The sequence below is a fragment of the Gilliamella sp. CG16 genome (assembly GCF_046635785.1).
GTDB classification, from domain to species: domain Bacteria; phylum Pseudomonadota; class Gammaproteobacteria; order Enterobacterales; family Orbaceae; genus Gilliamella; species Gilliamella apicola_I.
Map to the genome: position 1 here is coordinate 19376 of NZ_JBIDFL010000009.1, position 26040 is coordinate 45415.

At 35.2% G+C, this 26040-nt stretch carries 23 protein-coding genes; 9 read left to right on the plus strand and 14 right to left on the minus strand.

What is annotated here, in order from left to right; translation table 11 throughout:
- Position 1 precedes the first annotated feature (1 nt).
- Positions 2 to 2083, minus strand: coding sequence for a 3-hydroxybutyrate oligomer hydrolase family protein (locus ACGH47_RS08855; RefSeq protein WP_411623246.1), 2082 nt, complete (start codon positions 2081 to 2083; stop codon positions 2 to 4).
- A 122-nt stretch (positions 2084 to 2205) separates the two neighbouring features.
- Entirely contained in the window at positions 2206 to 3105 is a 900-nt protein-coding gene (ilvY, locus tag ACGH47_RS08860) for an HTH-type transcriptional activator IlvY (protein ID WP_411623247.1), read from the minus strand.
- 200 nt (positions 3106 to 3305) lie between these two features.
- On the opposite strand from ilvY, the gene prfC reads away from it, so the two are divergent.
- The gene (prfC, locus tag ACGH47_RS08865) at positions 3306 to 4898 is read left to right on the plus strand and encodes a peptide chain release factor 3 (RefSeq protein WP_267352205.1); all 1593 of its coding nucleotides are present in this window, start codon (positions 3306 to 3308) and stop codon (positions 4896 to 4898) included.
- Between the two features lie 73 nt (positions 4899 to 4971).
- Here the strand turns inward: prfC and ACGH47_RS08870 are convergent, their stop codons facing one another.
- From ACGH47_RS08870 to ACGH47_RS08885, 4 genes are read right to left on the minus strand one after another with little or no spacing between them, the layout of a single operon-like run.
- Positions 4972 to 6213 carry a hypothetical protein gene (locus ACGH47_RS08870; RefSeq protein ID WP_411623248.1) on the minus strand — a complete coding sequence of 414 codons (1242 nt, stop codon included), beginning with the start codon at positions 6211 to 6213 and terminating at the stop codon, positions 4972 to 4974.
- A complete protein-coding gene (locus ACGH47_RS08875) occupies positions 6203 to 7630 on the minus strand; it encodes a glycosyltransferase family 2 protein (RefSeq protein WP_267352203.1) in 1428 nt (475 codons plus the stop codon). Before ACGH47_RS08875 ends, ACGH47_RS08870 begins: the two co-directional genes overlap by 11 nt.
- Positions 7631 to 7635: 5 nt before the next feature.
- Positions 7636 to 8559, minus strand: a complete 924-nt coding sequence (locus ACGH47_RS08880; protein WP_411599225.1) for a hypothetical protein — start codon at positions 8557 to 8559, stop codon at positions 7636 to 7638.
- Positions 8547 to 9737, minus strand: coding sequence for a YaiO family outer membrane beta-barrel protein (locus tag ACGH47_RS08885; RefSeq protein WP_267377790.1), 1191 nt, complete (start codon positions 9735 to 9737; stop codon positions 8547 to 8549). Before ACGH47_RS08885 ends, ACGH47_RS08880 begins: the two co-directional genes overlap by 13 nt.
- Positions 9738 to 10064: 327 nt before the next feature.
- Between ACGH47_RS08885 and ptrA the strand changes: the two genes are divergently transcribed.
- Positions 10065 to 12959, plus strand: coding sequence for a pitrilysin (ptrA, locus tag ACGH47_RS08890; RefSeq protein WP_411623249.1), 2895 nt, complete (start codon positions 10065 to 10067; stop codon positions 12957 to 12959).
- A gap of 120 nt (positions 12960 to 13079) precedes the next feature.
- Here the strand turns inward: ptrA and ACGH47_RS08895 are convergent, their stop codons facing one another.
- Positions 13080 to 13445 carry a hypothetical protein gene (locus tag ACGH47_RS08895; protein WP_267352199.1) on the minus strand — a complete coding sequence of 122 codons (366 nt, stop codon included), beginning with the start codon at positions 13443 to 13445 and terminating at the stop codon, positions 13080 to 13082.
- A gap of 48 nt (positions 13446 to 13493) precedes the next feature.
- The gene (lexA, locus tag ACGH47_RS08900; protein ID WP_267352198.1) at positions 13494 to 14117 is read right to left on the minus strand and encodes a transcriptional repressor LexA; all 624 of its coding nucleotides are present in this window, start codon (positions 14115 to 14117) and stop codon (positions 13494 to 13496) included.
- A 374-nt stretch (positions 14118 to 14491) separates the two neighbouring features.
- On the opposite strand from lexA, the gene coaE reads away from it, so the two are divergent.
- From coaE to tsaD, 4 genes are read left to right on the plus strand one after another with little or no spacing between them, the layout of a single operon-like run.
- Positions 14492 to 15100: a dephospho-CoA kinase gene (gene coaE, locus ACGH47_RS08905; RefSeq protein WP_267352197.1), complete on the plus strand. Its 609-nt coding sequence runs from the start codon at positions 14492 to 14494 to the stop codon at positions 15098 to 15100.
- Positions 15101 to 15102: 2 nt separating this feature from the next.
- Positions 15103 to 15840, plus strand: a complete 738-nt coding sequence (locus ACGH47_RS08910) for a cell division protein ZapD (RefSeq protein WP_411623250.1) — start codon at positions 15103 to 15105, stop codon at positions 15838 to 15840.
- A gap of 31 nt (positions 15841 to 15871) precedes the next feature.
- On the plus strand, positions 15872 to 16090 hold the full coding sequence (gene yacG / locus ACGH47_RS08915) for a DNA gyrase inhibitor YacG (RefSeq protein ID WP_267359266.1): 219 nt from the start codon (positions 15872 to 15874) through the stop codon (positions 16088 to 16090).
- On the plus strand, positions 16090 to 17112 hold the full coding sequence (gene tsaD / locus ACGH47_RS08920) for a tRNA (adenosine(37)-N6)-threonylcarbamoyltransferase complex transferase subunit TsaD (RefSeq protein ID WP_267377797.1): 1023 nt from the start codon (positions 16090 to 16092) through the stop codon (positions 17110 to 17112). Before yacG ends, tsaD begins: the two co-directional genes overlap by 1 nt.
- Before the next feature lie 37 nt (positions 17113 to 17149).
- Here tsaD and ACGH47_RS08925 read toward each other — a convergent pair whose 3' ends face one another.
- Entirely contained in the window at positions 17150 to 17437 is a 288-nt protein-coding gene (locus ACGH47_RS08925; protein ID WP_267359269.1) for a DUF4282 domain-containing protein, read from the minus strand.
- Positions 17438 to 17580: 143 nt separating this feature from the next.
- Here ACGH47_RS08925 and ycaO point away from each other — a divergent pair, with 143 nt between their 5' ends.
- A complete protein-coding gene (gene ycaO / locus ACGH47_RS08930; protein ID WP_267352194.1) occupies positions 17581 to 19347 on the plus strand; it encodes a 30S ribosomal protein S12 methylthiotransferase accessory factor YcaO in 1767 nt (588 codons plus the stop codon).
- A gap of 57 nt (positions 19348 to 19404) precedes the next feature.
- Here the strand turns inward: ycaO and ACGH47_RS08935 are convergent, their stop codons facing one another.
- Positions 19405 to 20226, minus strand: coding sequence for a shikimate 5-dehydrogenase (locus tag ACGH47_RS08935; RefSeq protein ID WP_411623265.1), 822 nt, complete (start codon positions 20224 to 20226; stop codon positions 19405 to 19407).
- Positions 20227 to 20310: 84 nt separating this feature from the next.
- Between ACGH47_RS08935 and ACGH47_RS08940 the strand changes: the two genes are divergently transcribed.
- Entirely contained in the window at positions 20311 to 20640 is a 330-nt protein-coding gene (locus ACGH47_RS08940; protein WP_267352192.1) for a nitrous oxide-stimulated promoter family protein, read from the plus strand.
- Between the two features lie 413 nt (positions 20641 to 21053).
- Positions 21054 to 21587 (plus strand): hypothetical protein, encoded by a 534-nt coding sequence (locus ACGH47_RS08945; protein ID WP_267377804.1) that lies wholly within the window; start codon positions 21054 to 21056, stop codon positions 21585 to 21587.
- Positions 21588 to 21712: 125 nt separating this feature from the next.
- On the opposite strand, the gene ACGH47_RS08950 is transcribed toward ACGH47_RS08945, so the two are convergent.
- The 4 genes from ACGH47_RS08950 to ACGH47_RS08965 form a co-directional block, all read right to left on the minus strand.
- The gene (locus ACGH47_RS08950; protein WP_411623251.1) at positions 21713 to 22252 is read right to left on the minus strand and encodes a methylated-DNA--[protein]-cysteine S-methyltransferase; all 540 of its coding nucleotides are present in this window, start codon (positions 22250 to 22252) and stop codon (positions 21713 to 21715) included.
- A 137-nt stretch (positions 22253 to 22389) separates the two neighbouring features.
- Positions 22390 to 23154 (minus strand): histidine phosphatase family protein, encoded by a 765-nt coding sequence (locus tag ACGH47_RS08955; protein ID WP_267359281.1) that lies wholly within the window; start codon positions 23152 to 23154, stop codon positions 22390 to 22392.
- A gap of 25 nt (positions 23155 to 23179) precedes the next feature.
- Positions 23180 to 24520, minus strand: a complete 1341-nt coding sequence (locus ACGH47_RS08960; RefSeq protein ID WP_411623252.1) for an OprD family outer membrane porin — start codon at positions 24518 to 24520, stop codon at positions 23180 to 23182.
- Positions 24521 to 24643: 123 nt separating this feature from the next.
- Entirely contained in the window at positions 24644 to 26038 is a 1395-nt protein-coding gene (locus tag ACGH47_RS08965) for a glycoside hydrolase family 1 protein (RefSeq protein WP_267352187.1), read from the minus strand.
- Between the last annotated feature and the right edge of the window lie 2 nt (positions 26039 to 26040).

Sequence of the window (26040 nt, forward strand, 5' to 3'; positions counted from 1 at the left end):
ACTAATTGGGTAATATAATTTTCCCGTTTTCAGTCGTGATTAAATCCTTTTGGTTTGGTGTTTGCGAAATAGGGACAAGCGTATTTTCGGTCAATTGTGGAGCAAAACCTATTTTACCACCTCTGGCTTTTGCACGAACAACTTGGCTTTCAGGTAAAGAGGCATGATTCGTTAAATGAAACCATAACCATTCCATGGCATCTTCCCCATAATAATCAATTGGTAAGAGCGAATTATCAAATGGATAAGTGCCATCCAAGTAGCTGGTGTTTTCAATCTCATAATAGCGCAGTTGCGAGGCGTTACCTTCTACTTGGCTATTTAATGCGACATAAGCACGTGCAGTATAATCAGGTAGCTGTTTAACGTTATGACGAGCATGAACGATAAGGGTTTTTGTGCCATGTAAATTTGCTGATGCACTCACTTGATTAATGCCAAATTTAACACGAGGATGCGTTAATTTTTTATATAAACATATGGCGCCCTTAGCATTATAGTCAATGGCTTTTTTGTTATCTGAACCCGAAAAGAAATCGCTTCTTGGTGAATAGGCATCTTCATTATTAACCAGTGCTAAAGCCGTTGAATCATCCGTTAACCATATCGGTAAATGACCCGTTGCAAAAGACCATAGCTGTTGAAATGTCACTTCGTGTAAACTAGCAACTTTACCTTGATAATTTATCGGATTTTGTTGCGTACTTGCGACCGAGTAACCACACATTCTATCGGTGACATCAAAATGACCATAGGCACTGATATATTGATAAGGCAATCCAATTGTTTCTTTATAATAAAAATAAGGGAGTTGGATATCCATTGATGGCGTCCAACCATAGCTATGTAATTTTTCAAGTGCTTCTTCAGGGGTACCTTTTGTTAATAAGTTTTCTTTTTTTAGCGCATCACAACGGTTTTGCGAATAAAGGTATTTGTCGGCAAACGGAATAGTGATCGTTTTGTGCTTAGCTACAATAGCAGATATAGCACAAGGAATATACAGGGACGCATAACTACTGTAATCAGCAATTGATTTATAATCGATTTTTTGAGGAGCACTTTTATTATATTGAATGGAAACGGTGCTATTTTCAACATTGGGTTGAATTTGTGGATTAACCGCAACGATACCTTTAATGACATTGTCAGTATCAAGTTCACCTGCTTTTAATGCTGCACCGCCACCATCACTTGCACCATAAACTAAAACTATTGTGTTATCCTTATTAAAATGAAACTTAGAATCAGAAGGGAATTGTGTATTAAGGGCATAAAAAGCAAATTCAATGGATTTTAATACAAATTCGCCCCATCTTTCTTCAGAATTTAATCGTGAATGGAGTTGTTTTATTGCATAGCGATTTGGATATTTTTTAATAAATCTATCTCTATTGAAAATAGTGGGTTCGAACAATAAATTAGTAGATTGAGTTTGCCCATTTATAGCATAACCACGCTTATGCTCAATATCATAAATACCATTGCCTAAACCTTTATCATTATAAACAACCGCACAATTGTGCCGAAGTCCCCATAAACCCCGAATTTGCACATCTTTGGCATTATATAACCCGTCTGAATCCGTCGCAGGCACTGCAATAATACATGGTTTATTTTTATCAAAATCAAGCGGGATTTGCAGTAACATGCCCACCTTTTCTTGTTCTAATTTTAGTGTTGCTAAAATTTCAAATCCCGGAATTTTGCCATCAAAAAGGGGACTTAATTCCTGGCGTCTAAATCCAAATAAGGAGCCTTCACCATTATTGATATTGATAAAACGATTGAGTTTTGCTTGCCGTAGCTCTTGAATGGTTGGCTGAGTCGGATCACTGAAATGTGGGGTATAAATTGACGTGGATAAGGTGGTAAATCCTAGACCTGCCGTGACGAGGTCATCACTGTCACCATCGTAATAAACGGCTTCTTCGGTAAGTAGCCAGTCGGGAGCTAAGATTGAGTAATTTTGAGAAGAATCGGTCTGAATATCTTGTTGAGCGTGCAAGGAAATTGGAATAAGTGTGGAGCTAAAAAGTAATAATGATAATAATGTTTTAACGTGAAAGTTGTGCAATTGCATTTCAAATATTCCTTTTTGATAGTCAGACTGTTAAATAGTTGCGTATCATTCATTGCAATCAAAAACATTAACAATCCTGTCAATGTTAGTTTTTGAATGACAAATCCATTATAAATTATTTTCTAATTTTTGGTATGATTTAGATTGGATAGGTTCCAAAATGCCGCGATAATTTTTTCGGATAATCGCCTTTTTTGGACACACATTCCTATGTCAAAAGGTTTCATTAAGTTGGTTGACCATTCAGTAATACGCTCTCTTATTCTTTCGGGACTGTTTTCCATCACAACTTTCGGTAATAGGGCAACACCGCAGCCTAATGCCACCATTGAGACAATGGCTTCATGTCCGGCAACGGTGGCATAAATTTTAGGGCTGGTAATTTTTTGTTGCTTAAACCAAAGATCAATACGTTGTCGGCTTGGGCCATGCTCAGGTAAAATGAAAGGGATATTATGCCAATCGGGCTTTTTTTGATGAAGTTTATCACTAAAGGTACTATTAAGTTTGGGTATTAACAAAACCATTTCAATTTCACCAAATTTTAAAAATTCAACACCAGCAGGCAATTGTTTCGGTTTGCCTGCGATAGCGAGATCCGCCTCGTTAGACTGGACTTTTTCAACGGCATCTGCCGCATCGCCAGTTGATAATTTAATTTCAATCAGTGGGTAATGTATACGAAACTGGTCTAAAATGTCAGGTAAATGGCTGTAAGCGGCTGTCACTGAACAAAAAAGTCTTAATTCACCAATGAGCTGTTGATTGGATAATTCTAACTCTTGTTTTAATTGCTGATGTTGACTAATAACTTGGAGTGCAAAACGTTTGACCTTTTCGCCAACTTGGGTGATTTGAACTTGCCGATTATCACGTATAAAAAGCGGATGACCAAAATAGTCTTCCATGCGTTGGATTTGCCGTGATAAAGTCGATGGGCTAACATGCATAGCATTAGCTGTCATACCAAAATGACACGTCTCACATAAATGTAAAAATAATTTCAAATCACGAATATTCATAGAAAGTTCCGTTTTGATAAAACTTTTGCGTAGTTCAGCGCTATTTTATACTGTAAATGTACAAATTGGCTAGGCTAGTGAAGATATTATGCAGAGATAATTAAATAAGGAAAATCACAGGTAATACATTCATGGCAATGCATAGCGATACCTGTTAAAATGCTCGATTATTTTTGTACAGGTTAATGAACGTTAATTTTATGACAGAACAAGCTTATTTAGACGAAGTTAATGCTCGTCGCACTTTTGCTATCATTTCGCACCCTGATGCCGGTAAAACCACGATTACCGAAAAGGTTTTGTTATTCGGTCACGCAATTCAAACTGCCGGAACGGTAAAAGGGCGTGGAGCCAATGCGCAACATGCAAAATCTGACTGGATGGAGATGGAAAAACAACGTGGTATTTCTATCACAACTTCTGTGATGCAATTTCCATATAATGATTGTTTAGTCAATTTACTTGATACCCCCGGGCATGAAGACTTTTCGGAAGATACCTATCGCACATTGACAGCAGTGGATAGCTGTTTAATGGTCATTGATGCGGCTAAAGGGGTGGAAGATCGTACTCGTAAATTAATGGAAGTGACACGGTTACGTAATACCCCAATTTTAACTTTTATGAATAAGTTAGACCGTGATATTCGTGATCCAATGGAGCTGCTTGACGAAGTTGAAAACGAGCTTAATATCCTATGTGCACCGATCACTTGGCCGATTGGTTGTGGTAAGTTATTTAAGGGCGTGTATCATCTGAAAAAAGATGAAACCTATCTTTATCAATCAGGTAAAGGTCACACTATTCAGGATGTACGTATTATTAAAGGGTTAAATAACCCCGAATTAGATACAGCGGTGGGCGAGGATTTAGCTCTGCAATTGCGGGAAGAGCTGGAACTGGTTCAAGGTGCATCAAATGAGTTTGATTTGGATGCTTTTTTATCTGGTGATTTAACCCCTGTCTTTTTTGGTACAGCGTTAGGTAATTTTGGTGTCGATCATATGCTTGATGGCTTAACTGCTTGGGCGCCAACGCCACAACCTCGTCAAACGGATAAGCGAGAAGTGAAATCCTCAGAAGAAAAATTTAGTGGCTTTGTCTTTAAAATTCAAGCTAATATGGATCCAAAACATCGTGACCGAGTTGCTTTTATGCGTATCGTGTCAGGGAAGTATGAAAAGGGCATGAAGTTACGCCATGTGAGGATTGCCAAAGATGTGAATATTTCTGATGCCTTGACATTTATGGCAGGTGATCGTGAACATGTCGAAGAAGCTTATGCAGGCGATATTATTGGATTGCACAATCATGGTACGATTCAAATCGGTGATACGTTTACGCAGGGGGAAGATTTCAAATTTGTTGGTATCCCTAATTTTGCGCCTGAATTGTTCCGACGGATACGATTAAAAGATCCGCTTAAACAAAAACAGCTATTAAAAGGATTGGTGCAGTTGTCAGAAGAGGGGGCTGTACAGGTATTTAGACCCTTATCCAACAATGATTTGATTGTCGGAGCGGTCGGTGTTCTGCAATTTGATGTTGTGGTTGCGCGCTTAAAATCGGAATACAATGTAGAAGCCATTTATGAACCGGTGAACGTCACAACCGCCCGTTGGGTAGAATGTAGTGATGTGAAAAAATTGGAAGAATTTAAACGTAAATGTGAACAAAATTTAGCGCTGGATGGTGGCGATAATCTTTCTTACATTGCACCAAGTATGGTGAATTTGAATTTAACACAGGAACGTTATCCAGATGTTGAATTTAGAAAAACACGTGAGCATTAATGTAAACTTCATTTATCCGTTTTTGGTATAACCGATAATGCCAATTAAGAAGAGCTAGGTGACTAGCTCTTATTTAATCTTCTTCAACATCAAGCCCATTAATAGCAAAACCATCGAAAGAACTCCAGTTTGAAAATACTTCAGTCAAGGCATTAATCATGCCAAATAGCTCATCTTCTTTACCTTCAAAGCTAATTTCTGTGAAGTCCACTATATGATCAGTTGAATTAACATCAGAATTCTCATCATTTGACCCTTCTTCGATTTCACTATTCGTTTGGTCATAGGAGTAATATTTTTCGAATTCTTCACTGAGTATACCATTTTCAAGGGCAATGACGATTTTATGAAGATTTTCATCTCCCCATGATAACCATTTAGCACTGATATCATAAATCAGTTCATAATCAGTACGATAAACCATGATAATATATTTTAAGGAATAAGGTTCAATATACTGGATAATTTGCTTGCTTTGATTAATATCTTTTAACCAAAATGGGACTACAATCTCAATTTTTCCTCCCCAACTTTCACTCAATTTTTTTATCGCTTGCGCCCATTGTTGCCAAATCAGATCTTTATTTTGGTCATAATCACTTAATAAATAGGGTTCTATATCATATTGAATTCCAGCAAGACAAGGTTTATTTATACGTCGCTGACAGAATTGCTTAATTATCTGATTACGTTCAATCGCATTTTGTAAACCACTTTCAAGTATCATTTCTGCTGCTCCTTCAACAGCAATGATCTCAATACCATTTTGAAATGCGATGTCTAAAAGATTTATTAGCTGTTCTTCATATTCAATTTGCTGGTTTTCAATAAATAATTGTAAATAAATCTGATTGATCCCTTTTGATTTTATCTTTGTGATAAATTGGTTAGGTGAGTTATTCCATGTGGTTGCTTTCCAATTCCACATAGCAAGATTGCGGTTTTTTTCCGGATAAGTTAAGTTATCAATCAGTGTATTTGAATGTGTTGATTGTTCAATGTCCAGTTTTGGAACATTTGAACTATCTGGTTGAGCGGATGGATCAAGTGATAAGGGTTGATTTTGATCAATCATAATTGGAACCGAATCACTCATTGCTACCTGCTCAATAATTTGCGTTGTATTTACCACGGCGCTTAAAACCGAATCGCTATTAGGATTCGACAAATCATGTTGTAATGCCGTATCGTATTGGCTCGTTTCGGTATTTTTAAGGTTGTTCAACATCGACACATTACCCGCAAAAGCCGCAGGCATGACAGTAATTAGAATAAATAGTACATTGCTTGATAGTCGTTTAATGTTATTTATCAAATTTAACTCTCTCCATTTTTCCCCAAGATAATTTACCTTTTTTCAAACGGAAGAAACCTTTAAATTTCCAATATAAACAGATTTGTCGATAGCCAAAATTATCAATTAGCGAAATAAAAAGTAGTGATACAAAATATCTGATTTTATCTAATCCTCTTAGCAAGAGGCCGTCAATGGCAATGGCAGTCGAGGTGATTAAAATATTGTAACTAATAACAAGTAAAAAATAGGATAAAATTAAATTACCATCGACCACATCAAAATAACAAAAAAGGGGTAATAATACATAACCTAATAATTCAGCAATCGGTCCTAAAATATCGGTTAAAATCGAAAAGGGTAAAAGAATAAAACTTAATCTTTTATATTTTAACTTAAAAGTAAACTCCCGAAAATGCAAATAAGTTTGCAATGCACCGATATGCCAACGTATTCGTTGATTCTTTAATACTTTCCATTTTTCGGGTACTTGAGTCCAGCATACCGCAGTTGGGACATATTCTATTTTATAATTGGCTTTGGTATCATAGATTAGTTTATGTAATTTTACCGTAAAGTCAAAATCTTCACCAACCGAGTCAGCCGAAAATCCACCAATTTTTATGGCTAAATCTCGACGGAACAAGCCAAATGCGCCTGATATAATCGGTAATATTTTAATATGATTCCAGGCCACTTTAGCCATTAAAAATGAACGCATATATTCCAATGCTTGTAATTGAACAATGTATTTTCTTGATAGTTTTATTTTTGTTACCACCCCTTTATTAATCAAACAACTGTTGGCAACTCGAACGGTTCCACCCACGGCAATAGTTTTAGGACTGTAAATAAAAGGAATAACCGCTTTAGTTAATGCATCGGGTTCTAAAATGGAATCAGCATCAATGAGACAAACGATAGGGGCTTGACTTAAATTGATTGCCGCATTATGTGCATCGGCTTTGCCTCCATTGACTTTATCTATCACGCGAAGACGGCTATCTTTTTGAGAGATATAAACCCCTCTTATTTTGGCATGAGATAGGTGATTTTGTTCCACATTATTTAAATGATGGGCGGTTTCTTGTAATCGAAAATGGTCATAAATTAATTGAAAAGTATTGTCGGTTGAGCCATCGTTAATCACAATAATATCAACATTAGGGTATTCCGTTGCGAGCATCGATTCAATACTATCGATAATGGTAACGCTTTCATTATAGGCAGGCATAATAATAGAGATAGCCGGTAAAATACCTTCATTCTTTTTAATATTCTGAATTTTTTTATCGTTATCTCGCGCTTTAATTAGGACATAAACAGAAATGATAAGTTGCAAAAAATAGATGAGCACTTGTAAAAGTCCGACAATCATTATGAGAATAACCAGCACTTCCATGCAAAGCTTGATTGCATAGTATAAATCATTGTTCATAAAGTTTACCCGTGTTTAATTTTGAAAATATTGTTGTTTTTATCGAGGATATGGACAAATCGCTTAGTCGTAAAATCAAAATATTCTGTTATCAATTCTTCAATACTACATATCTTTTCTTGATAGCAGAATTCATTAATAAAATTAAGTAGATAACAGCTGTGAATAATACCGGAAGAACTATTTTGTAAATCGATTAACGATTCATAAAACGCCCGCATATAATCGCGTCTATCTTCTTTAGCTAACATAGCGTAAGGCGTGATATAATTTATAGAAATTTGGGTTAAGATGTTAGATAGATTATCAACAATTTTGCTAAATTGTTGATTTGCTAGTTCGGTTTCAAACTCTAAAAGCTTATAGGATGGAACTAATCGTAAAAAACAAAATAGACCATTTTGCGATATTGAATTAGACAATAAGATTATGAGTTCAGCAAGAGTCACGTTAGGATTACTGATCGCTAAACTCAGCGCTGCTGCAACAGCAACTTCTTGGTTATGGTTTTCACAAGCATGTTTCAACGCCGCAAAGGTTTGTGTGGAAGGGTAGTAAGACAACATGTTTGCGGCATCAATGCGTTCTTTCGTCGTTCCTTTTTTTAATAAAGTGCGCAATTTTTTTTGAAATACTTCATTTTCAAACAGCGGTAATACCGGTTCAAGCTCATTGAACTGTTTTTCAGCAAAAAAAGCGGCAATTAAGTCAACGGAATTTAATGCATATTTCGATATTTTGCTTGCATAAAAGGCGTTTACTTTACTTTTTTGTGCAATCAAATCGATTAATTTTAGTTTTAAATCATTAAATCTTTTCCGATGATATCTTCGGTCAAGATAAATTATTGACGTGATAAAAACAATTATCAGACCAGCAAAAATCATACTGACATTGTAAATATTCATATACCGTATTAAAATGTCCATTTTATACCACATCCTAATGTTTTCTTGTTGTACAAATTACGGTTGCGGTTGGTGTCTTTTCGACCTTCAGCAGTGTAGTTAAATTGAAGACTTAATCTGTCAGAAACATCATACGTTAGCCCAACGAAATGTGCTTTCGCTTTGATTAATGAATGATTATAGCGGTTAGAACGATCTGATGTTTCTTGAGCATTTGAGTAACCGATAAATAGATGCAATTTTTCGATTGGTGTTGCGGTTAGCTTAATTAGAAAACCGTTGGTATGATTATTATCCTGATCATAAGTATTGTACCACTTACCGGCAATTGATAATCGGTCATTCAAGAAGTATTGCTCAATCCCTGGCGTAATACTTTTGATATTTCCGTCGTTGTAGTGGTCGAACTTTAAATCCAATGTGATATGAAGGGAATTAAAATATTTATTTGTTGATGATAATAATACATAGTCAGCACCACTTGCTAAAGTATAACGTGCAAAGAATTTTTTCGACGTCGCGGTAAAGCCTGATAAGTAGCCGTAAGCACGATCATTTAGCGTATGCCAAAATGTTGTACCAATTCTTTGATCATTCATATTAAAACGATGAGATTGAGCAACATGACCTGTAATCGTACTTGTTTTAGATAGTTTGTAAGATAGCGCAAACTCCATTTCGTTCCAGTCAGCATAAGATTTTGTTAAATGACTATGAGTACCTGCAACATTGAGTGTCCAGTAATGAATCGATTTTTTGATGTCAGTGATTGTTTTTTTTAATGTTAACAATTGGGTATCATTGGGTGATTGCGTTAAATAGTGATTGAGTAGTAATTCAGCTTCACTTGGATTATCAATATTTTGTGCTAACACAACGCTGACCAATCCGTATTGGGCATCGACATAATTGGGGGCTAAGACTAAAGCCTTTTGAAACGCTTGTTTTGCTTGATCTAAGTTTTTCAGTGCATAATAGTTAAATCCAAGTTGGACAAGTATGTCTGAATTAGTTGGTGATAGTACAAGCGCAGATTCTAATTTTTGCGCAGCGAGATTAAAATTTTGCATTTTTTTTGCTTCAATGCTTTCATTTAATAATTGTTCTGCTTTGATTGCGTTATTTCCATAAATTGGGTTTGCTAATATAGTAGAACTGTAGGCAAAAAAACTTAGCATTAAGACTAACTTATAAGACATAAAACCACCTTAATTCAATATATTTCAAAATCTATGTTTTTATTTTTATTTGTGTATGAATCAAAGCACTATTGAAATGATGTAAATTAATCAATGAGTTGTTCTGAATCAGCAAAAAATAGAAATCTTAGGTAATATCACAGGATGATGTAATTTTAATTACATGGTTTAGGTTATCCAAACGCGTGGATTATATAAAATACATATAACAAAGAATAGAAATATTTGGTGTAGTTTTGTTTAGTTTGATAGCTATTGTTTATTTATGTTTTTTTGCCCTTAATTGTTGAATTAAGACTATAATAGTTTTTTAAATGGGAAAATTATATGAATAAGATGAAAATTAAATTGATTATTTTTACTGCGTTAGGATTCATTATTTCCAACTCTTCTAGCGCAATTGATAATAAGCTTGTTCACCCTGTATTACTGGAAAAGGTACAACAAAGTGAACGAGATAAACGTCAATATGAAGTGATTGAGTTACCAAACAAAATGCAGGTATTACTGGTGTCTGATCCCAATGCAGTCAAATCGCTTGGCTCACTAGCACTACCGGTTGGTTCATTGCAAGATCCAAAAGCACAGCAAGGCTTAGCGCATTATACTGAGCACATGGTACTTATGGGCTCAAAAAAGTATCCTAAACCAGCAAGTTTTTCTAAATTTTTAAGCCGTCACACCGGCAGTTATAATGCAAGTACTGCCGCACATCGTACCGCATTTTATTTTGAAGTTGAAAATAGTGCTTTTGATAAAGCATTGGATTATTTAGCTGATGCCATTGCCGAGCCTATCTTAGATCCTAAATTTGCCGATAAAGAACGCAATGCCGTTAATGCCGAATTGACTATGGCACGATCCAATGATGGTTTTAGAATTGAACAAGTTAATGCTGAAACCATTAATCCCGAACATCCTGCATCACAATTTTCAGGGGGTAACTTAGAAACATTAAGTGATAAGCCAGACAGTAAACTACAAGATGCCTTAGTCAATTTTCATCACGATTATTATTCTGCCAATATTATGGTCGGGGTCATTTACAGTAATCAATCGATAAATAAATTGGCAAAATTAGCCGAAGATACCTATGGAAAGATTCCCAATCGCCATACTATTGCGCCAAAAATTGATAAGCAGGCAATGACGTCGGATTCGTTAGGTAAACAAATTTATATGATTCCTGCACAACCTAAAAAGTTGTTGTTATTGCAATTTCCCATTGAAAACAATTTAGCTAAATTTGCCGATAAAAGTGATGAATATATCACTTATTTAATTAGTAACAGTAGCCAAAATACATTATCTGACCAACTTCAAAAACAAGGATTAATCGAAAGTATATCCTCCTCGATTTCACCAAATCGATATGGCAATAGTGGTATTTTTAGTATTAATGTCAGTTTAACCGATGCAGGGCTTAGCCAGAAAGATAAAGTTATTGGCGCTATTTTTAATTATTTGCAGTTAATTCAAAAAGAAGGTGTAACCGAAGCTTATTATGAGGAGTTTAAGAAAGTCTTAGATTTAGGATTTAAATATCAAGATATTGAACGGGATATGTCCTATGTTGAATGGTTATCGGATCAGATGTTGCTATATCCAATTCAAAATGTTCTTAATTCAGATTATATTGCAACGCATTTTGACAAGTCTGCAATTATCGCCCGACTAAAAAGTTTAACTGCCGATAATGCCCGGATATGGACGATTTCACCGAATCAAGCAACCAATAAAACCGCTTATTTTGTTGAAGCGCCTTACAAAATTGATAACATTACTAAAGAAGAAAAATTAAATTGGACAGCGTTAGGTAAAGATTTCTCGTTTACCTTACCAGCGCTCAATCCTTATATCCCCGATGACTTTTCGATTGTAAAGCAAAGTGAAACTCCATTACCAGCCGTTGAGTTTAACAAACGGGGAAATCATATTCATTTAGCTAGTCAATATTTTAAACAAGATCCGAAAGCTGCCATAGTGGTTTCATTGCGCAATAACGAGGCATTTAAAGATGTAAAATCACAGGTCATTTTTTATTTACTTGACTATATTGTCAGTCGAAATTTAGCGCAGTTAGAATTTCAGGCTGGTGTCGCAGGTATGTCTTTATCATGTTCGGGTGATAATGGACTAATGATCACTGCAACAGGCTTTAACCAACATCTGCCAGATATGATAACCGCTGTCTTAAATAGCTATCAAAATGTTAATATTGATGAGCAAAGTTTAGCATTAGCGAAATCCTGGTATCTTCAAAAACTTGATGCCGCCGATCATGCTAATAGCTATTTATTATCGATGCAACCAATTAAAGCTTTATCTTATATTCCTTACTTCGAACGCAGTGATAAACGCCGAATAACAGCGGATATCAGTGTGAATGATGTATTGGCTTATCGTGATAAGTTATTGTCAAAATCCGTTCCTTATATGATCAGTTTAGGGAATATATCGAACGATAATTCACTCAAACTTTATCAGGAAATACAAAAAACGTTGGATGCGAATATCGAGTTTGAACCAAAACCAACGATAAAAATAACATCGACACAGACAGCAAAAATTACGCAACATGCAACTTCGAGCGACAATGCTTTAATGATTGGATATATTCCAGCGAATTATAGTGAAATCGAGGGACAAGTTTTAAGTTATACGCTGACCAAAATGATTGAACCTTCTTTTTATGAGCAATTGCGCAGTAACGAGCAGCTTGGTTATGCCGTGTTTACCATTCCGTTTACCATAGGTGAATCGTCAGGATTAGGATTTTTAATTCAAAGTAATCAGTATGATCCTGATTATTTACTTAAACGCTATCAAGATTTTTATCCTAGCATGTTAAGTAAATTGAAAGAATTATCCGATCAAGATGTTGAGCAATATAAAAAAGGCGTGCTCAATGAATTGACAATGCCGCCACAAACGCTAGAGGAAGAATTAAATCTTTATCTGTCAGATTATCGTTTATCACGCTTTAAATTTGATTCACGTGAGAAAAAAATCAATCAATTGAAAAAAATTACCCAACAAGATTTGATTAACTTTTATACCCATTCTGTTATGGAGCATAAAGGTTTAGTACTAGCGTCGCAGGTACTGGGTAAACCATTAGAAGGTTCCAAAGTACCACAAGCTATTAATGGTAATGAGTTGACGGATTTTGACAATGCTTCAAGTTTACAACATTCTTTGTTAAGTGAAATGACTAAATAATTTTGATGTTAATAAGGTTTGTTAAAACAGAATGTAAAATCACATAACTGAAATAAAAATAGGGTAATTTTCACCGAAATTACCTTATTTTTTTATCTGAATTTTTAGTTAAATTGAATATTAATGGTAATAATCAATAGTATTATCTTCATTATGGTGGTCATTTGAACCCGGTATCGCTCGGGATCGTTCGATTGGCACGTAACTACCACTTGGCGTTTCAACTTGGCATTCACTTAAATAGATTGAGTATTTGGTGTTGGCATGCATACTTTCACCACGAAAATAGCAGTGAACCGCACTAAATAAGTGATTTCGACACAATATTGCAATAGCAAGCCAAACCACAAGAATAGCAATAGCCACCCATTTTAAACGCCGCCAAAGAAACGACCAAAATCCTTGTTTACGAAAACGGCAATAAACAAAAATGAGGATAATAACGGCAACAAATCCTAACGCTTCAAATAACCAAAATAGCCACATACCATTTTCTCCTGAATTAGCTATAATTTGTGACTATTTTATACTAAGTTACAACCATGATCCATTGCGAATGATACCCACAGCTATGCCTTCAATAGCAAAATTTTGTTGTTCAAGATCAACCAAAATCGGAGAAAATTCACTATTTTCGGCAATCAAATGTACATATCGACCTTGACGAGATAAGCGTTTAACTGTCACTTCATCTTCAATGCGTGCCACAATAACTTGTCCATTTTTAACATCCTGAGTTTTATGCACCGCCAGTAGGTCACCATCCAATATACCGATATCTTTCATTGACATTCCCTGTACACGTAATAAAAAATCGGCATTGGGTTTAAATAAATTGGGATCCACTTGATAATAACTTTCAATATGTTCTTGAGCAAGAATCGGTGAACCAGCTGCTACTTGACCAATAAGCGGTAGACCTTCCGCTTCATTTTTTTCATGATTTTCAAGTAACAGGCGGATACCTCTTGATGAGCCGGCAATCATTTCAATAGCACCTTTTTTGGCTAAAGCTTTTAAATGCTCTTCTGCTGCATTAGCTGAACGAAAACCTAATATTTTAGCTATTTCTGCTCGTGTTGGTGGCATTCCGGTAGTCTGAATATTATCTTTGATTAAATCATAAATTTGCTGTTGGCGTTCAGTTAATGGTCTCATTCGATTTTCCTGTTTATTTATACAGATATATGTGATTATATACAGCTAAGTTAATAATGCCAACCCTTTCTTTCATTGATTTTTATTTTATTTCTGCTCAACAAGGTTTAATTGTGTTTATTAAGGTGAATGTTATCTGACTTTTGTTACAAAATAACGGAGGTTGAATTTTAACCTGTATATCAACAATAATTGATAATAGTTTAAATATATTCATAATGTTATAAAAAATGATTGTGCGTTTAATTTTGTATATTGGATTGGGCTGTTTTACGATGCGTTTTCCTTGTTTTGTTTCAGAGATTAAGGTTATATAATGAAGGCCAGTAGTATGATATACTAAGCAAAATTGTTTTTTTAATTGGAATTGTCTCATGCCTTATGTTGTTGCACTCAGTGGTGGAATTGCCAGCGGTAAAAGTACCATTGCACATCTATTTGCTGATTTAGGGGTTCCAATTATTGATGCTGATATTATTGCTCGCCAAATTGTAAAAAGTGGCACCTTAGCATTTTCTCAAATTGTTAAACATTTTAGTCAAGAAATTGTCTTACCTGACGGTGAATTGGATCGTCGTCAATTAAGAGAAATTATTTTTAATAATGACCATGAACGTCTTTGGTTGAACAGTTTATTACATCCGATTATACAGCAAGAAACCCAAGCTCAAATTGAAAAGCAAACTGCTGATTATGTCATTTGGGTGGTACCATTACTTGTTGAAAATAATTTACATCATTTTGCTGATCGCGTATTAATGATAGATATACCTGAATCATTGCAATTAGAACGTCTTATGAATCGTGATCATATTGTTGAGTCATTAGCCCGAAAAATGATATTTTCACAGGTTTGTTCTGGCAAACGTTTGTCGTATGCTGATGATATTATTATTAATAATGATGATTTAGATTCATTAAAACAGCAGGTTTGTAAATTACATCAACAATATTTAAAAAATTCAAAAATTAAGAATGGATAAGTATGAATAATATTATTTTTGAACATCCTTTAAATGAAAAAATGCGTACTTGGTTACGATTAGAATTTTTATTAAAACAAATTAATACGCATTGTCATTTGAATGAAAATAATGCGCTGCTCTTTTTCCATGCCTTATCTGAACTTCTTGAGATAATAGAGCGTAGTGATGTCAGAGGGGAACTCATTAAAGAAATTGAATCACAAAAACAAAAACTGATTTCATGGATGAATATTGATGGTGTTGATAAGGATCTAATCAGTGATTTAATCCTCCGATTCGATTCGTTTTTAGTCAAATTTAATGCAACCGCTCGTTTAGGGCAGTCATTAAAAGACGACCGTTTTATTACGTCAATAAGGCAACGTTTAACCATTCCGGGTGGGTGTTGTAGTTTTGATCTGCCTTTCTTTTATTTATGGTTGAAACTGTCTCAAGAAACACGAAACCTTCAGGTAAGAAATTGGCTGCAACAGTTGTCTTTATTAGATGAGGCATTATCTTCTTGTATGCAACTTATAAGACAGCTGGGCGAGTTTAAAAAATATCATTGTAGTAACAATTTTTTTCAAGAAACTAACGGAGAAATTAACTTAATTCGTGTTCGTGTTTCATTAGATAAAAATGTTTATCCTCAAGTATCGGGGCATATGTTACGGTATAGTATCCGTTTTTTACCCCTTGAAACTTGCGAAAACACAACACATGATTCGATTGAATTTGAACTAGCTTGTTGTTAGTTATGGTAAAGTCTATTTTGAAGAAACTGAAATGAGTAATCAAACACACACTTTTGTAAATTGTCCGACTTGTCAAAAACAAGTCGAATGGTCAGACGTTAGTCCTTATCGACCTTTTTGTAGTAAACGTTGCCAACTTATTGATCTCGGTGACTGGGCAACGGAAGAACACCGTATCGCTGATAAAGAGATAAGCGAACAAGATCATTGGAGCGAAGATGATAAATTCAACTCTTCAGGTAATCAGTAATGAAAATTTTGGGTATTGAAACATCTTGCGATGAAACAGGGGTGGCGATTTATGATGATCAACATGGATTGCTTGCCAATCAACTTTATTCACAAGTCAAGTTACATGCTGATTATGGTGGAGTGGTACCGGAACTTGCATCACGTGATCACATTCGTAAAACCGTACCACTGATTCAAGCGGCCTTAAAAGAAGCTAATTTAACTTCGCGCGATATTGATGGTGTGGCTTATACGGCTGGGCCCGGATTAATTGGAGCATTAATGGTGGGAGCCTCGATAGGGCGATCACTCGCTTATGCGTGGAATGTGCCTGCGATTGCCGTCAATCATATGGAAGGTCATTTACTTGCTCCTATGCTTGAAGATAATCCGCCAGCGTTTCCTTTTGTGGCTTTATTAGTTTCAGGGGGACACACTCAACTTTTCAGTGTGACTGGAGTAGGGGAATATCAGCTACTTGGCGAATCCATTGATGATGCAGCAGGTGAAGCATTTGATAAAACTGCTAAATTGCTAGGGATTGATTATCCTGGAGGAGCGAAATTATCAAAATTAGCTGAGCAAGGCTTATCTTCTCGATTCCATTTTCCTCGACCGATGACAGATAGACCAGGTTTTGATTTTAGTTTTTCTGGTCTTAAAACAGCCACAGCCAATACCATTCATCAGCATAGTCAAGATAATGCGATTGATGAACAAACCAAAGCCGATATTGCCCGTGCTTTCGAAGATGCGTTAGTCGATACTTTGGTCATTAAATCCCGACGAGCACTTGATCATACGGGATTTAACCGTTTAGTCATTGCTGGTGGTGTGAGTGCCAATAAGCCTTTGCGTGACAAATTAACACAATTAATGCAACAGCGAAAAGGACAAGTTTTTTACCCTAGAGTTGCGTTTTGTACCGATAATGGTGCGATGATAGCTTATGCTGGTATGATTCATTTGCAATCTAAAGAAGGTAATGAACTGGCTATTGAGGTAAATCCTCGATGGGCTTTAAATATATCCAACAGTTAGTGTTGGATATATTTAGTTGGTTTAGAAAAGAGCATGTTTAATTATCTGAATTAGTGAGTTTATTGGTGTTTTCAGATTGCATTGCAACGAGTTTTTCTAGATTTCTATTGATGCTAAAAGTCACACAGATTAATTCGAAGCCAATACGTGTAACAATAGCCCCGCTAATTAAACAGAACAATCCATAAAAAAAATTACCTTGGAATATATTGAATAAACAACTCAGAACGACGCAAGCTAACGATAACCAGTACAGAATGGTTAATATACTTGGCATGATTAAACGATTAAAGAAAAGTAAATCTATAGGTTTAAAATCTTTCATATCTTTCCCCAATGTAGTTTCACATAAATTTAGGTTATTAAAGCATATAAAAAGCTAAACTATAGGATGATTATCTAAAATAATCGTTGTATATTAGAGTACATTTTTTAGAGGAAATCAATGCAATTAAAGATTAAATATTTATGAAAACTTATATTACTGGCAAAGATGCCGCCCTTGAAGATTCAATCCACTATTTCCATCAACAATTAGCTAAATATCAATTAGACGTTAAAGAGGCGTCTTGGCTTAATCCCGTTGCTAATGTTTGGTCAGTTCATATACAAAATACCCAATGTCCTTTATGCTTTGCTAATGGTAAAGGCGCAAGTAAAAAAGCCGCACTTGCATCGGCTTTAGGTGAATATTTTGAACGGTTATCAACTAATTATTTCTTTTCCGATTTTTATTTGGGAAAACAAGCAGCAACGGCTAATTTTGTTCACTATCCAACAGAAAAATGGTTTGCAGTGCCTGAGGATAATACTTTGCCAGAAGGCCTGTTATCGGAAAAATTATTACAATTTTATGATCCAGAACAAGAATTAAACGCAACCGATCTCATCGATTTACAGTCGAGTAATCGTGAACGTGGTATTTGTGCTTTACCATTTGTTTCTCAAACAGATCAAACAATTGTTTATGTTCCAGTAAACTTAATTGCTAATTTATATGCTTCAAATGGTATGTCTGCCGGTAATACACGTAATGAAGCCAGAGTGCAAGGTTTATCTGAAATTTTTGAACGCTACGTTAAAAATAAAATTATTGCTGAAGCAATCAGTTTACCGACGATTCCAAAAGAAGTGATTGATCGCTACCCAAGTGTGTTAGCATCAATTGAATCACTTGAAAATGAAGGATTTCCACTTTATTGTTTTGATGCGTCTCTCGGCGGTAAATATCCTGTGATTTGTGTGGTGTTGTTTAATCCTCACAATGGCACTTGTTATGCTTCTTTTGGTGCTCACCCTAATTTTGGTGTTGCACTAGAAAGAACGGTGACCGAACTATTACAAGGCAGAAGTTTAAAAGATCTTGATGTTTTCTCACCACCAAGTTTTGATAATGATGAAATTGCGGATTTAAGTAACTTAGAAACCCATTTTATTGATTCAAGTGGTTTAATATCATGGGATTTATTTAAACAACAAGCCGATTTTGAATTTGTAGATTGGGATTTTTCGGGAACAACCGAACAAGAATTTAATAATCTTATGGCAATTTTCCATGAACAAAATACCGAAGTATTAATTATGGACTATGAGCACTTAGGGGTATATGCTTGCCGTATATTGGCGGTCGGTATGTCCGAAATTTATCCGCCTGAAGATCTTTTAATTGCCAATAACAACATGGCGATACATCTTCGTGATCTTATTTTATCACTACCAGTAAAAAACTATTCTGCTGAACAATATCTTGCCATTATTGAACAATTGGATGAAGAAGGATTAGATGATTTTGCACGAATTCGTGAACTGCTTGGTATCGCTACAGGCAAAGATAACGCTTGGTTAACATTACGAGTTGGTGAGCTAAAAGCAATGCTTGCATTAGCCGCTCAGGATTTGGAACAGGCTAAACTATGGATTGATTGGACGATAGAAATGAATGAATCTATTTTGTCAGCTGAAAGAAATCATGATTATCGTTGTTTACAAACGTTGGTGAATTTTATTCTTCAACGTGATGCAAGCCAATTCCGTGATTATCAAAAGGCCTTTAATAAAATGTATGGTCAAGCTTGTGTTGATAAAATGTGGCAATATGCCCTTGGCGAAAAAACATTTTACGGTCTAAAAGACGCTTTAGTGACCGCTAAATCAGTTGATGATGATGTTGAACAATTTGCCATGCATCAAAAATTATTAGCTGTGTATCATAAATTGCATCAAGCTATGCAATAAAGTGCTATAAAGTTAATTAATTCATCCACCCAATTAAATTGGTGGATGAATTAAACGTTAAGCTTGTCTGGCAAAGTCGGCAGCTTGCTTAACCAGTTCTTCACTCGGTCTTACTCCCGTATATAAGTAAAACTGTTCAAGGGCTTGTAAAACTGCAACATCTGCGCCTGAAATCCTTATTTTGTTTAATCGATTGGCATAACTCATCAAAGGTGTTTCAACCGGCATGGCAACCACATCAAAAACAATATCGGCATGGTTAATCATGCTGTCTGGAAAAGCTAAATGTTTTTCCTCATTTCCGCCCTGCATCCCGATAGGCGTGACATTAATTATCAATTTTGCTTGTTCGGGTGAAATTTCAATTTCATCTTTTACCCAACGATAATTGTATCGTTGTGCTAACGCTTCTCCCTTTTCTTGATTACGTGCAGCAATAATTCCATGGGTAAAACCTGCATCGAAAAAGGCGCCAATCACGGCATTAGCCATACCACCACTGCCTTTTAATACAAATGGGGTCGTGTTATCAATGTGATGTAAAGCAATCAGTTTTGCAACAGCGATATAGTCTGTGTTATAGCCTTTCAAATGATAGTCAGTATTCACAATAGTGTTAACTGAATGGATAGATTTAACGGATTCATCGAGTTCATCAAGAAATTCAATGCAGGTTTCTTTATAAGGCATAGAAATGGCGCAGCCACGAATTGCTAACGCTTTAATGCCATATATTGCATCTTTTAAATTATTAGTCGTAAAAGCTTTATAAAGATAATTGAGATCGAGTTTCTCATATAAAAAGTTATGAAATCGAGTTCCAAAATTGCTTGGTCTGGCAGCCAATGACATACAAACAATCGTATCTTTATTGATAATTCTTGCCATTTTTATTGTTCCTTGTGATCATATTCATCTATTTTTTTTAATTTTAACACTTTCTCGATTTAGACGTATTGAATTATGGTAGCAAATAATACAGGCCCTAACATACAACAAGAAAAAGCCACCGTTAGCACAATGATTTATCTTTATTGTCACAAACAGCATCATGTTCCTAACAATCAGCTATGTGATGAGTGTAATGATTTATTAAAATATGCAATGCAACGCTTAACCTTATGCCGATTTGGTGAGGATAAAACAACCTGTGAACGTTGTCCAAAACATTGTTATCGTAAAGATTATAAACAAAAAATAAAGCAAGTGATGCGTTTCTCAGGCCCAAGAATGATGATTTATCATCCTATTATGGCCCTCAAACATCTTTATAAAAATTTGACTAAGCAATAATTTTCGCAATCAATTTTGCGACATCATTTAAGGTCACAAAGGATAAATGTGAAGGCGCTATTATAAAAATTAAAAAACGTTAAAATCCATATTTACCATTAAACAGGTTTAAATTTATATCCGTCTGTTTTAAAAAGTAAAAATTGGTTATAATGGCACACTATATTATATATTTCAGATAACTCGTAAAATATCGTGATTATGATAATGGGTGTTCACAATTAAAAGTAGAGATAATCATAAATAACTATTATCTGTTTTATTTAATGACATAAAACATAAGGATGATGAATATTTAAACATTTTTGATCCATACGCAAATGAATGCGCTCACAATCAAAGTTATCGGTGATCATTTCATTAGCTGTTAAAAAGTTTAAATATCTAAAGCCCTTTTTTAAGGTAATTTAATAATGAAGAAGATATCAATAATTTTTATATTATTAGCACATTTGTCGTTTGTTATTCAAGCCCAAGAGTATCAATATAATGATTTTGGTATCACCAAATCCTTTGAATTTGGACCAAGTAATTCTAAAAATTCATCAAATCAGCAACGTGATATTATAGAAGCGATCTATTTTGAGAAAGGTGTACAATTATCATGGAACAGTAGTATTGACGATTTTGATATTGATTTCTTTTTTGTTAATAATAAAAACGATAAAAAAACGGTGGAAATTCTGGTAAATAATATCCAAAATACAGAGTGGGTTTATTTACCAACCAAATTGAAATTAAATGAATTAACTAAGGGAGATATTGCTTTTTTGTATCTTATACAACTTAAGAATATCGAGCCGAATAGTTGTTTGCATCACTATTTTGATGTTTACGGTTATTCAAATTCAAAGTATCCTGAAGGAATTTTGGATTATTTAGATTACAATCGTTTAGAAGTTCAAAATAAAATGCGTATTTGTTTATCAGATAAAGGCTATTTGTAGTCAAGTTTAACTAAGTATTGATAAGTCATTGTCTCGGTATGCTCAAAAAGAGAGTGAAATCTTGTACCGTCAATAAGTCGCACCATTTAATGAATTTTTTGCCTTTCCTTGATAACCTAAATTTTTTAAAGTGCAGTGCCTTTAGTGGGTATCGTTAGTTTTAGGGTATCAACGCCTTCTAGTTGCAGAAGTTTAATTTTTTTATCAATGCCACCTGCATAACCGGTTAAACTGCCGTTACTACCAATGACTCGATGACAAGGAATAATAATGGATAGTGGATTACGCCCAACTGCACCGCCGACAGCTTGGCTTGACATAGTTGCAAGTTGATTGGTTTTCGCAATTTGTTTAGCTATATCGCCATATGTGATGAGTTCACCATAAGGAATTTTACAAAGAATATCCCAAACTTGATGACGAAAAGGCGTACCAATCGGGGCTAAATCAAGTTGATTGATAGCCGGATTTTTTCCTGAAAAGTAGTGATCAAACCATTTTTTTGTGTGGTTAAAGATGGGCAAGTTAGGTTTGCTTTCAAGGGGAGCATTGACGGTATCACCAAAATATTTTTGTCCTTCAATCCATACAGCAACAAGTTGATTGTTTCGGCTTGCCAGCGTAATTAACCCTAATGGTGAAACGTAATCGGTTGAATAAAACATATAAACCTTAAAATTTGGAGCTCAACATTAAAATTAAATTATGCTTGTTTATTCACTAAATTTCTAGTTTTTTGTTGATATTGCCGATTATATTTTGTTATTTGGCTTACCTAAGCAAGCCAAATAAAATTAAGACGTTATTTTGTGCTTTGTTTCCCTTTTTCGACATAACTCATATCGCCAAAACTTTCGACAATAAATTTACCTTCATCGGTATAACGAATTTTGGTAACACTGGCATTGCCTAATGGAGAGGTGATTGGAGCATCAAGCAGATCTTCTACCATAGACATAATCGCAATACCATGTGAAACAACTAATACATTACCACCACCTTGTGCTTTTGCTGATTCAGCAATGGTTTTTAATGCGACTTCCATTCGTTTTTTAACTTGCTGATAATTTTCTGCTTGTCCTGATTTTTCAACCGCTGCCACGGCATCTAACATTTTTTGTAGTGTTATTTTCCCTTTGGCAAGATCAGCCATTAAATCCTTGTCAGAAGGATATCCTAAATGTTGCGCAGCAGGAGTCCACATATTGGGATCTAGATCGCCTTCAAAATCGCCAAAGCAGGCTTCACGCAGTGCTTCCATTTCATTAATTGCCAACGTATCACCTTTACTTTCTAAGATAATACGTGCAGTTTGTCGTGCACGGCCTAAGTCACTTGAATAGGCAGTAATAAATTCGACATCTTTTAAGCCTTGTCCTAATTGTTCAGCAACTTCTATACCAGACTGAATCAATGGTGTATCAGACCATCCTTGAGCACGATGAACGTTGTTAAACATGGTTTTACCATGACGGGTTAAATAGATTGTCACTTCACTGGCAAAAGCTTGTGAAATTGATATGACCATAACAAAAAGTAGGCTAATAAATTGAATAGATTTTTTCATGTTTCATCCTTTATTTAACAAAATTTTAAAATAAATTAAATCGATAATCGATAACGGTTTCCGCTGATAAGGTTGGGGAACGTTGTGCTCTTCCATGTTTCAGGTTTGGTGTCGCATCTGAGGCACTCATCGTTTTGTAAGACCATCCATAACCAAATTTAGATAAAATCGAGAGATTTTTAAACATGCCAGAACTCGGTTTCCAAATATTAAAAATGTTGATCTCACCATTTTTTAATCGGTCATGCTTATAATTAAATTTAGCATAGTTCATATACAATCCAGTGGTATTATCCTTAATAAAATCATAATTTAATACGGCGGTGAAAACAAGTTCCCCATCGCGCATGTAATCTGCTGCTGCGGCGGCAAGTCCATTAAAACGACCACGGTTATTTTTACCGATATGGCGTCCATAATACCCAAGAGCGTTATGTTTATTTGCATCGGTATAGGCGAGCCCCACTTTGATGCTCCAGTCTTCTTCTTTCCATTCAATGTCGGTTGCATAGTGCCATGCATGGGAATCAAACTCTTTTCTATTTTGTTTCATGGCATCATAATTTTTCATCGCATAGCTACCATAAAATTGTGAACCCAAAGTTAAATTTTTAACGGGTTTATAAGATAATTCAATTGTATGCCGTCTTAAGTAATCTTTGGCGACACCATAAGAATAGTCGATTTTGGTATCACTATCTTTATAAGCCATTTCAACTGTTGAGATGTGATCAATGACTTTTTTACGATCGTTTGTTAAAAAGTGAACTTTTTGGGCGGATTCACGGGGTAGGGCACTGTCTAAACGACCAAATGAAAAGGCAAAGTCATCATATTTTAATATGCCACTAAATCCGAGATAGCTGTTTCGTGTTAAATGTTGTGAAGAGCTAATGATGCCTAAATCTTTCACACTATGCCAGCCCACTTTACCGTTAAAATTTATCCTATCTTCACCCAGTTTTATTTTTATATAACGCTGAGTAAATTTATTAAAGCCATGCGCATTGTGTTTACTATAACCTTTACCGTGGTTATAAAGTAGATTACGGGTTGCAAAATAGTCACTTGCACCCAGTTTTATTGCATTGTCATAAGTGACATCAAATCCAAGTGTATCAAACAGATAACCCGATTTATAATTGAACGTGAAAACTTGTCCCCAAGCACTGTGCACTTCTTTTGGTTGAGCGGCATTTTCTTTTAAATATTTCCAATGATTACGGGTAGAAAAATCAAGTTTACTATCGGTAATAAAAGCATTCTCTATAAAGCTAGGTTGTAAATGATTATTGGATATTGGGTTTGCGAGAACGGAATAAGACATGATATTAAATAATGCGAAGGTTAAATATCTTATTTTCATTTTTATATCCTTTTTTTAATTATCAAAAACCTAAATAGCCGGTTAAGCAAAGTTACCTCTAATGCTATTTAGGTTTTGCCTGCTGTAAGCAGTAACTTTCCAATTTTAGGTGTGACACAAAAGTTAAGATTTTAAAATTTCGCCTTTTGATGCAATCACCGCTTGATACCAGTAGAAACTTTTCTTTTTATAGCGTTTTAGCGTTCCCGAACCGTCTTGGTTTAAATCGACGTAGATAAATCCATAACGTTTAGTAACTTCGGCTTTTGAAGCACTAATCAAATCGATTGGTCCCCAACTGGTATAGCCCATCACTTCGACACCATCATCGATAGCTTCACGAATTTCCACAAGATGATCGTTCATATAGTTAATACGATAATCATCATTTATCGTGCCATCTGCTTCTAATTTATCTTTTGCGCCTAAACCATTTTCAACAATAAATAATGGTTTTTGGTAACGTTCATAAAGCATATTTAATAGATAACGGATTCCTGTTGGATCGATTTGCCAACCCCATTCCGATGCTTTTAGATAAGGATTTGGTACCATATCTAAAATATTGCCTTTTGTTTTTTGTGATTCATCTGAAGTTGCGCAACAACTCATATAGTAACTAAACGATACAAAATCGACCGTTTCTTTAAGATCTTGTCGATCTTGTTCGGTAATCGTTAAATTAATATTGTTTTCTCTGAAAAAACGTTTCATATAAGTCGGGTAATAACCTCGAACTTGAACATCACCAAAAAATAGCCAACCATGGTTTTCTTGAAGTGTAGCCCAAACATCTTCAGGCTTAGGTGTTAAAGGATAAGCAACAGCGCCTAATAACATGTTACCTATTTTGGCATCGGGAATAATTTGATGACATAGTTTGACCGCTTGACTGCTGGCGACTAACTGATGATGAATGGCTTGATAGATCTGTTCTTTATTACTGTGTCTATCCAATCCGACACCGGTAAAGGGTTCGTGTAATGACATATTGATTTCATTGAAAGTTAACCAATATTTCACTTTATTCTTGTAACGCTCAAATACGGTTTTGGCATAACGAGTAAAAAATTCGATGACTTTACGATTTCCCCATCCACCATATTGTGTGACAAGGTAGTAGGGCATTTCGTAATGCGATAAGGTGACAAGTGGGGTGATGTTGTGTTTTAACATTTCGTCAAACAGTTTGTCATAAAACGCCAGTCCTTTTTCATTTGGTTGTTCTTCATCACCATTTGGAAAGATTCGAGTCCAAGCAATTGACGTTCTTAAACACGAAAATCCCATTTCAGCAAATAAAGCGATATCTTCAGGATAGCGATGATAAAAATCAATGGCACGATCTTTAATGCCGGTAATTGTGTTTTTATTACGATCGATGATGTCACCAAATAAACCGTTGGGTGTACAATCTGATGTAGATAAACCTTTGCCATCTTCACGATAGGCTCCTTCAACTTGGTTGGCAGCAATTGCTCCGCCCCAAAGAAAATCATTCGGAAATTGTGTTAACATGT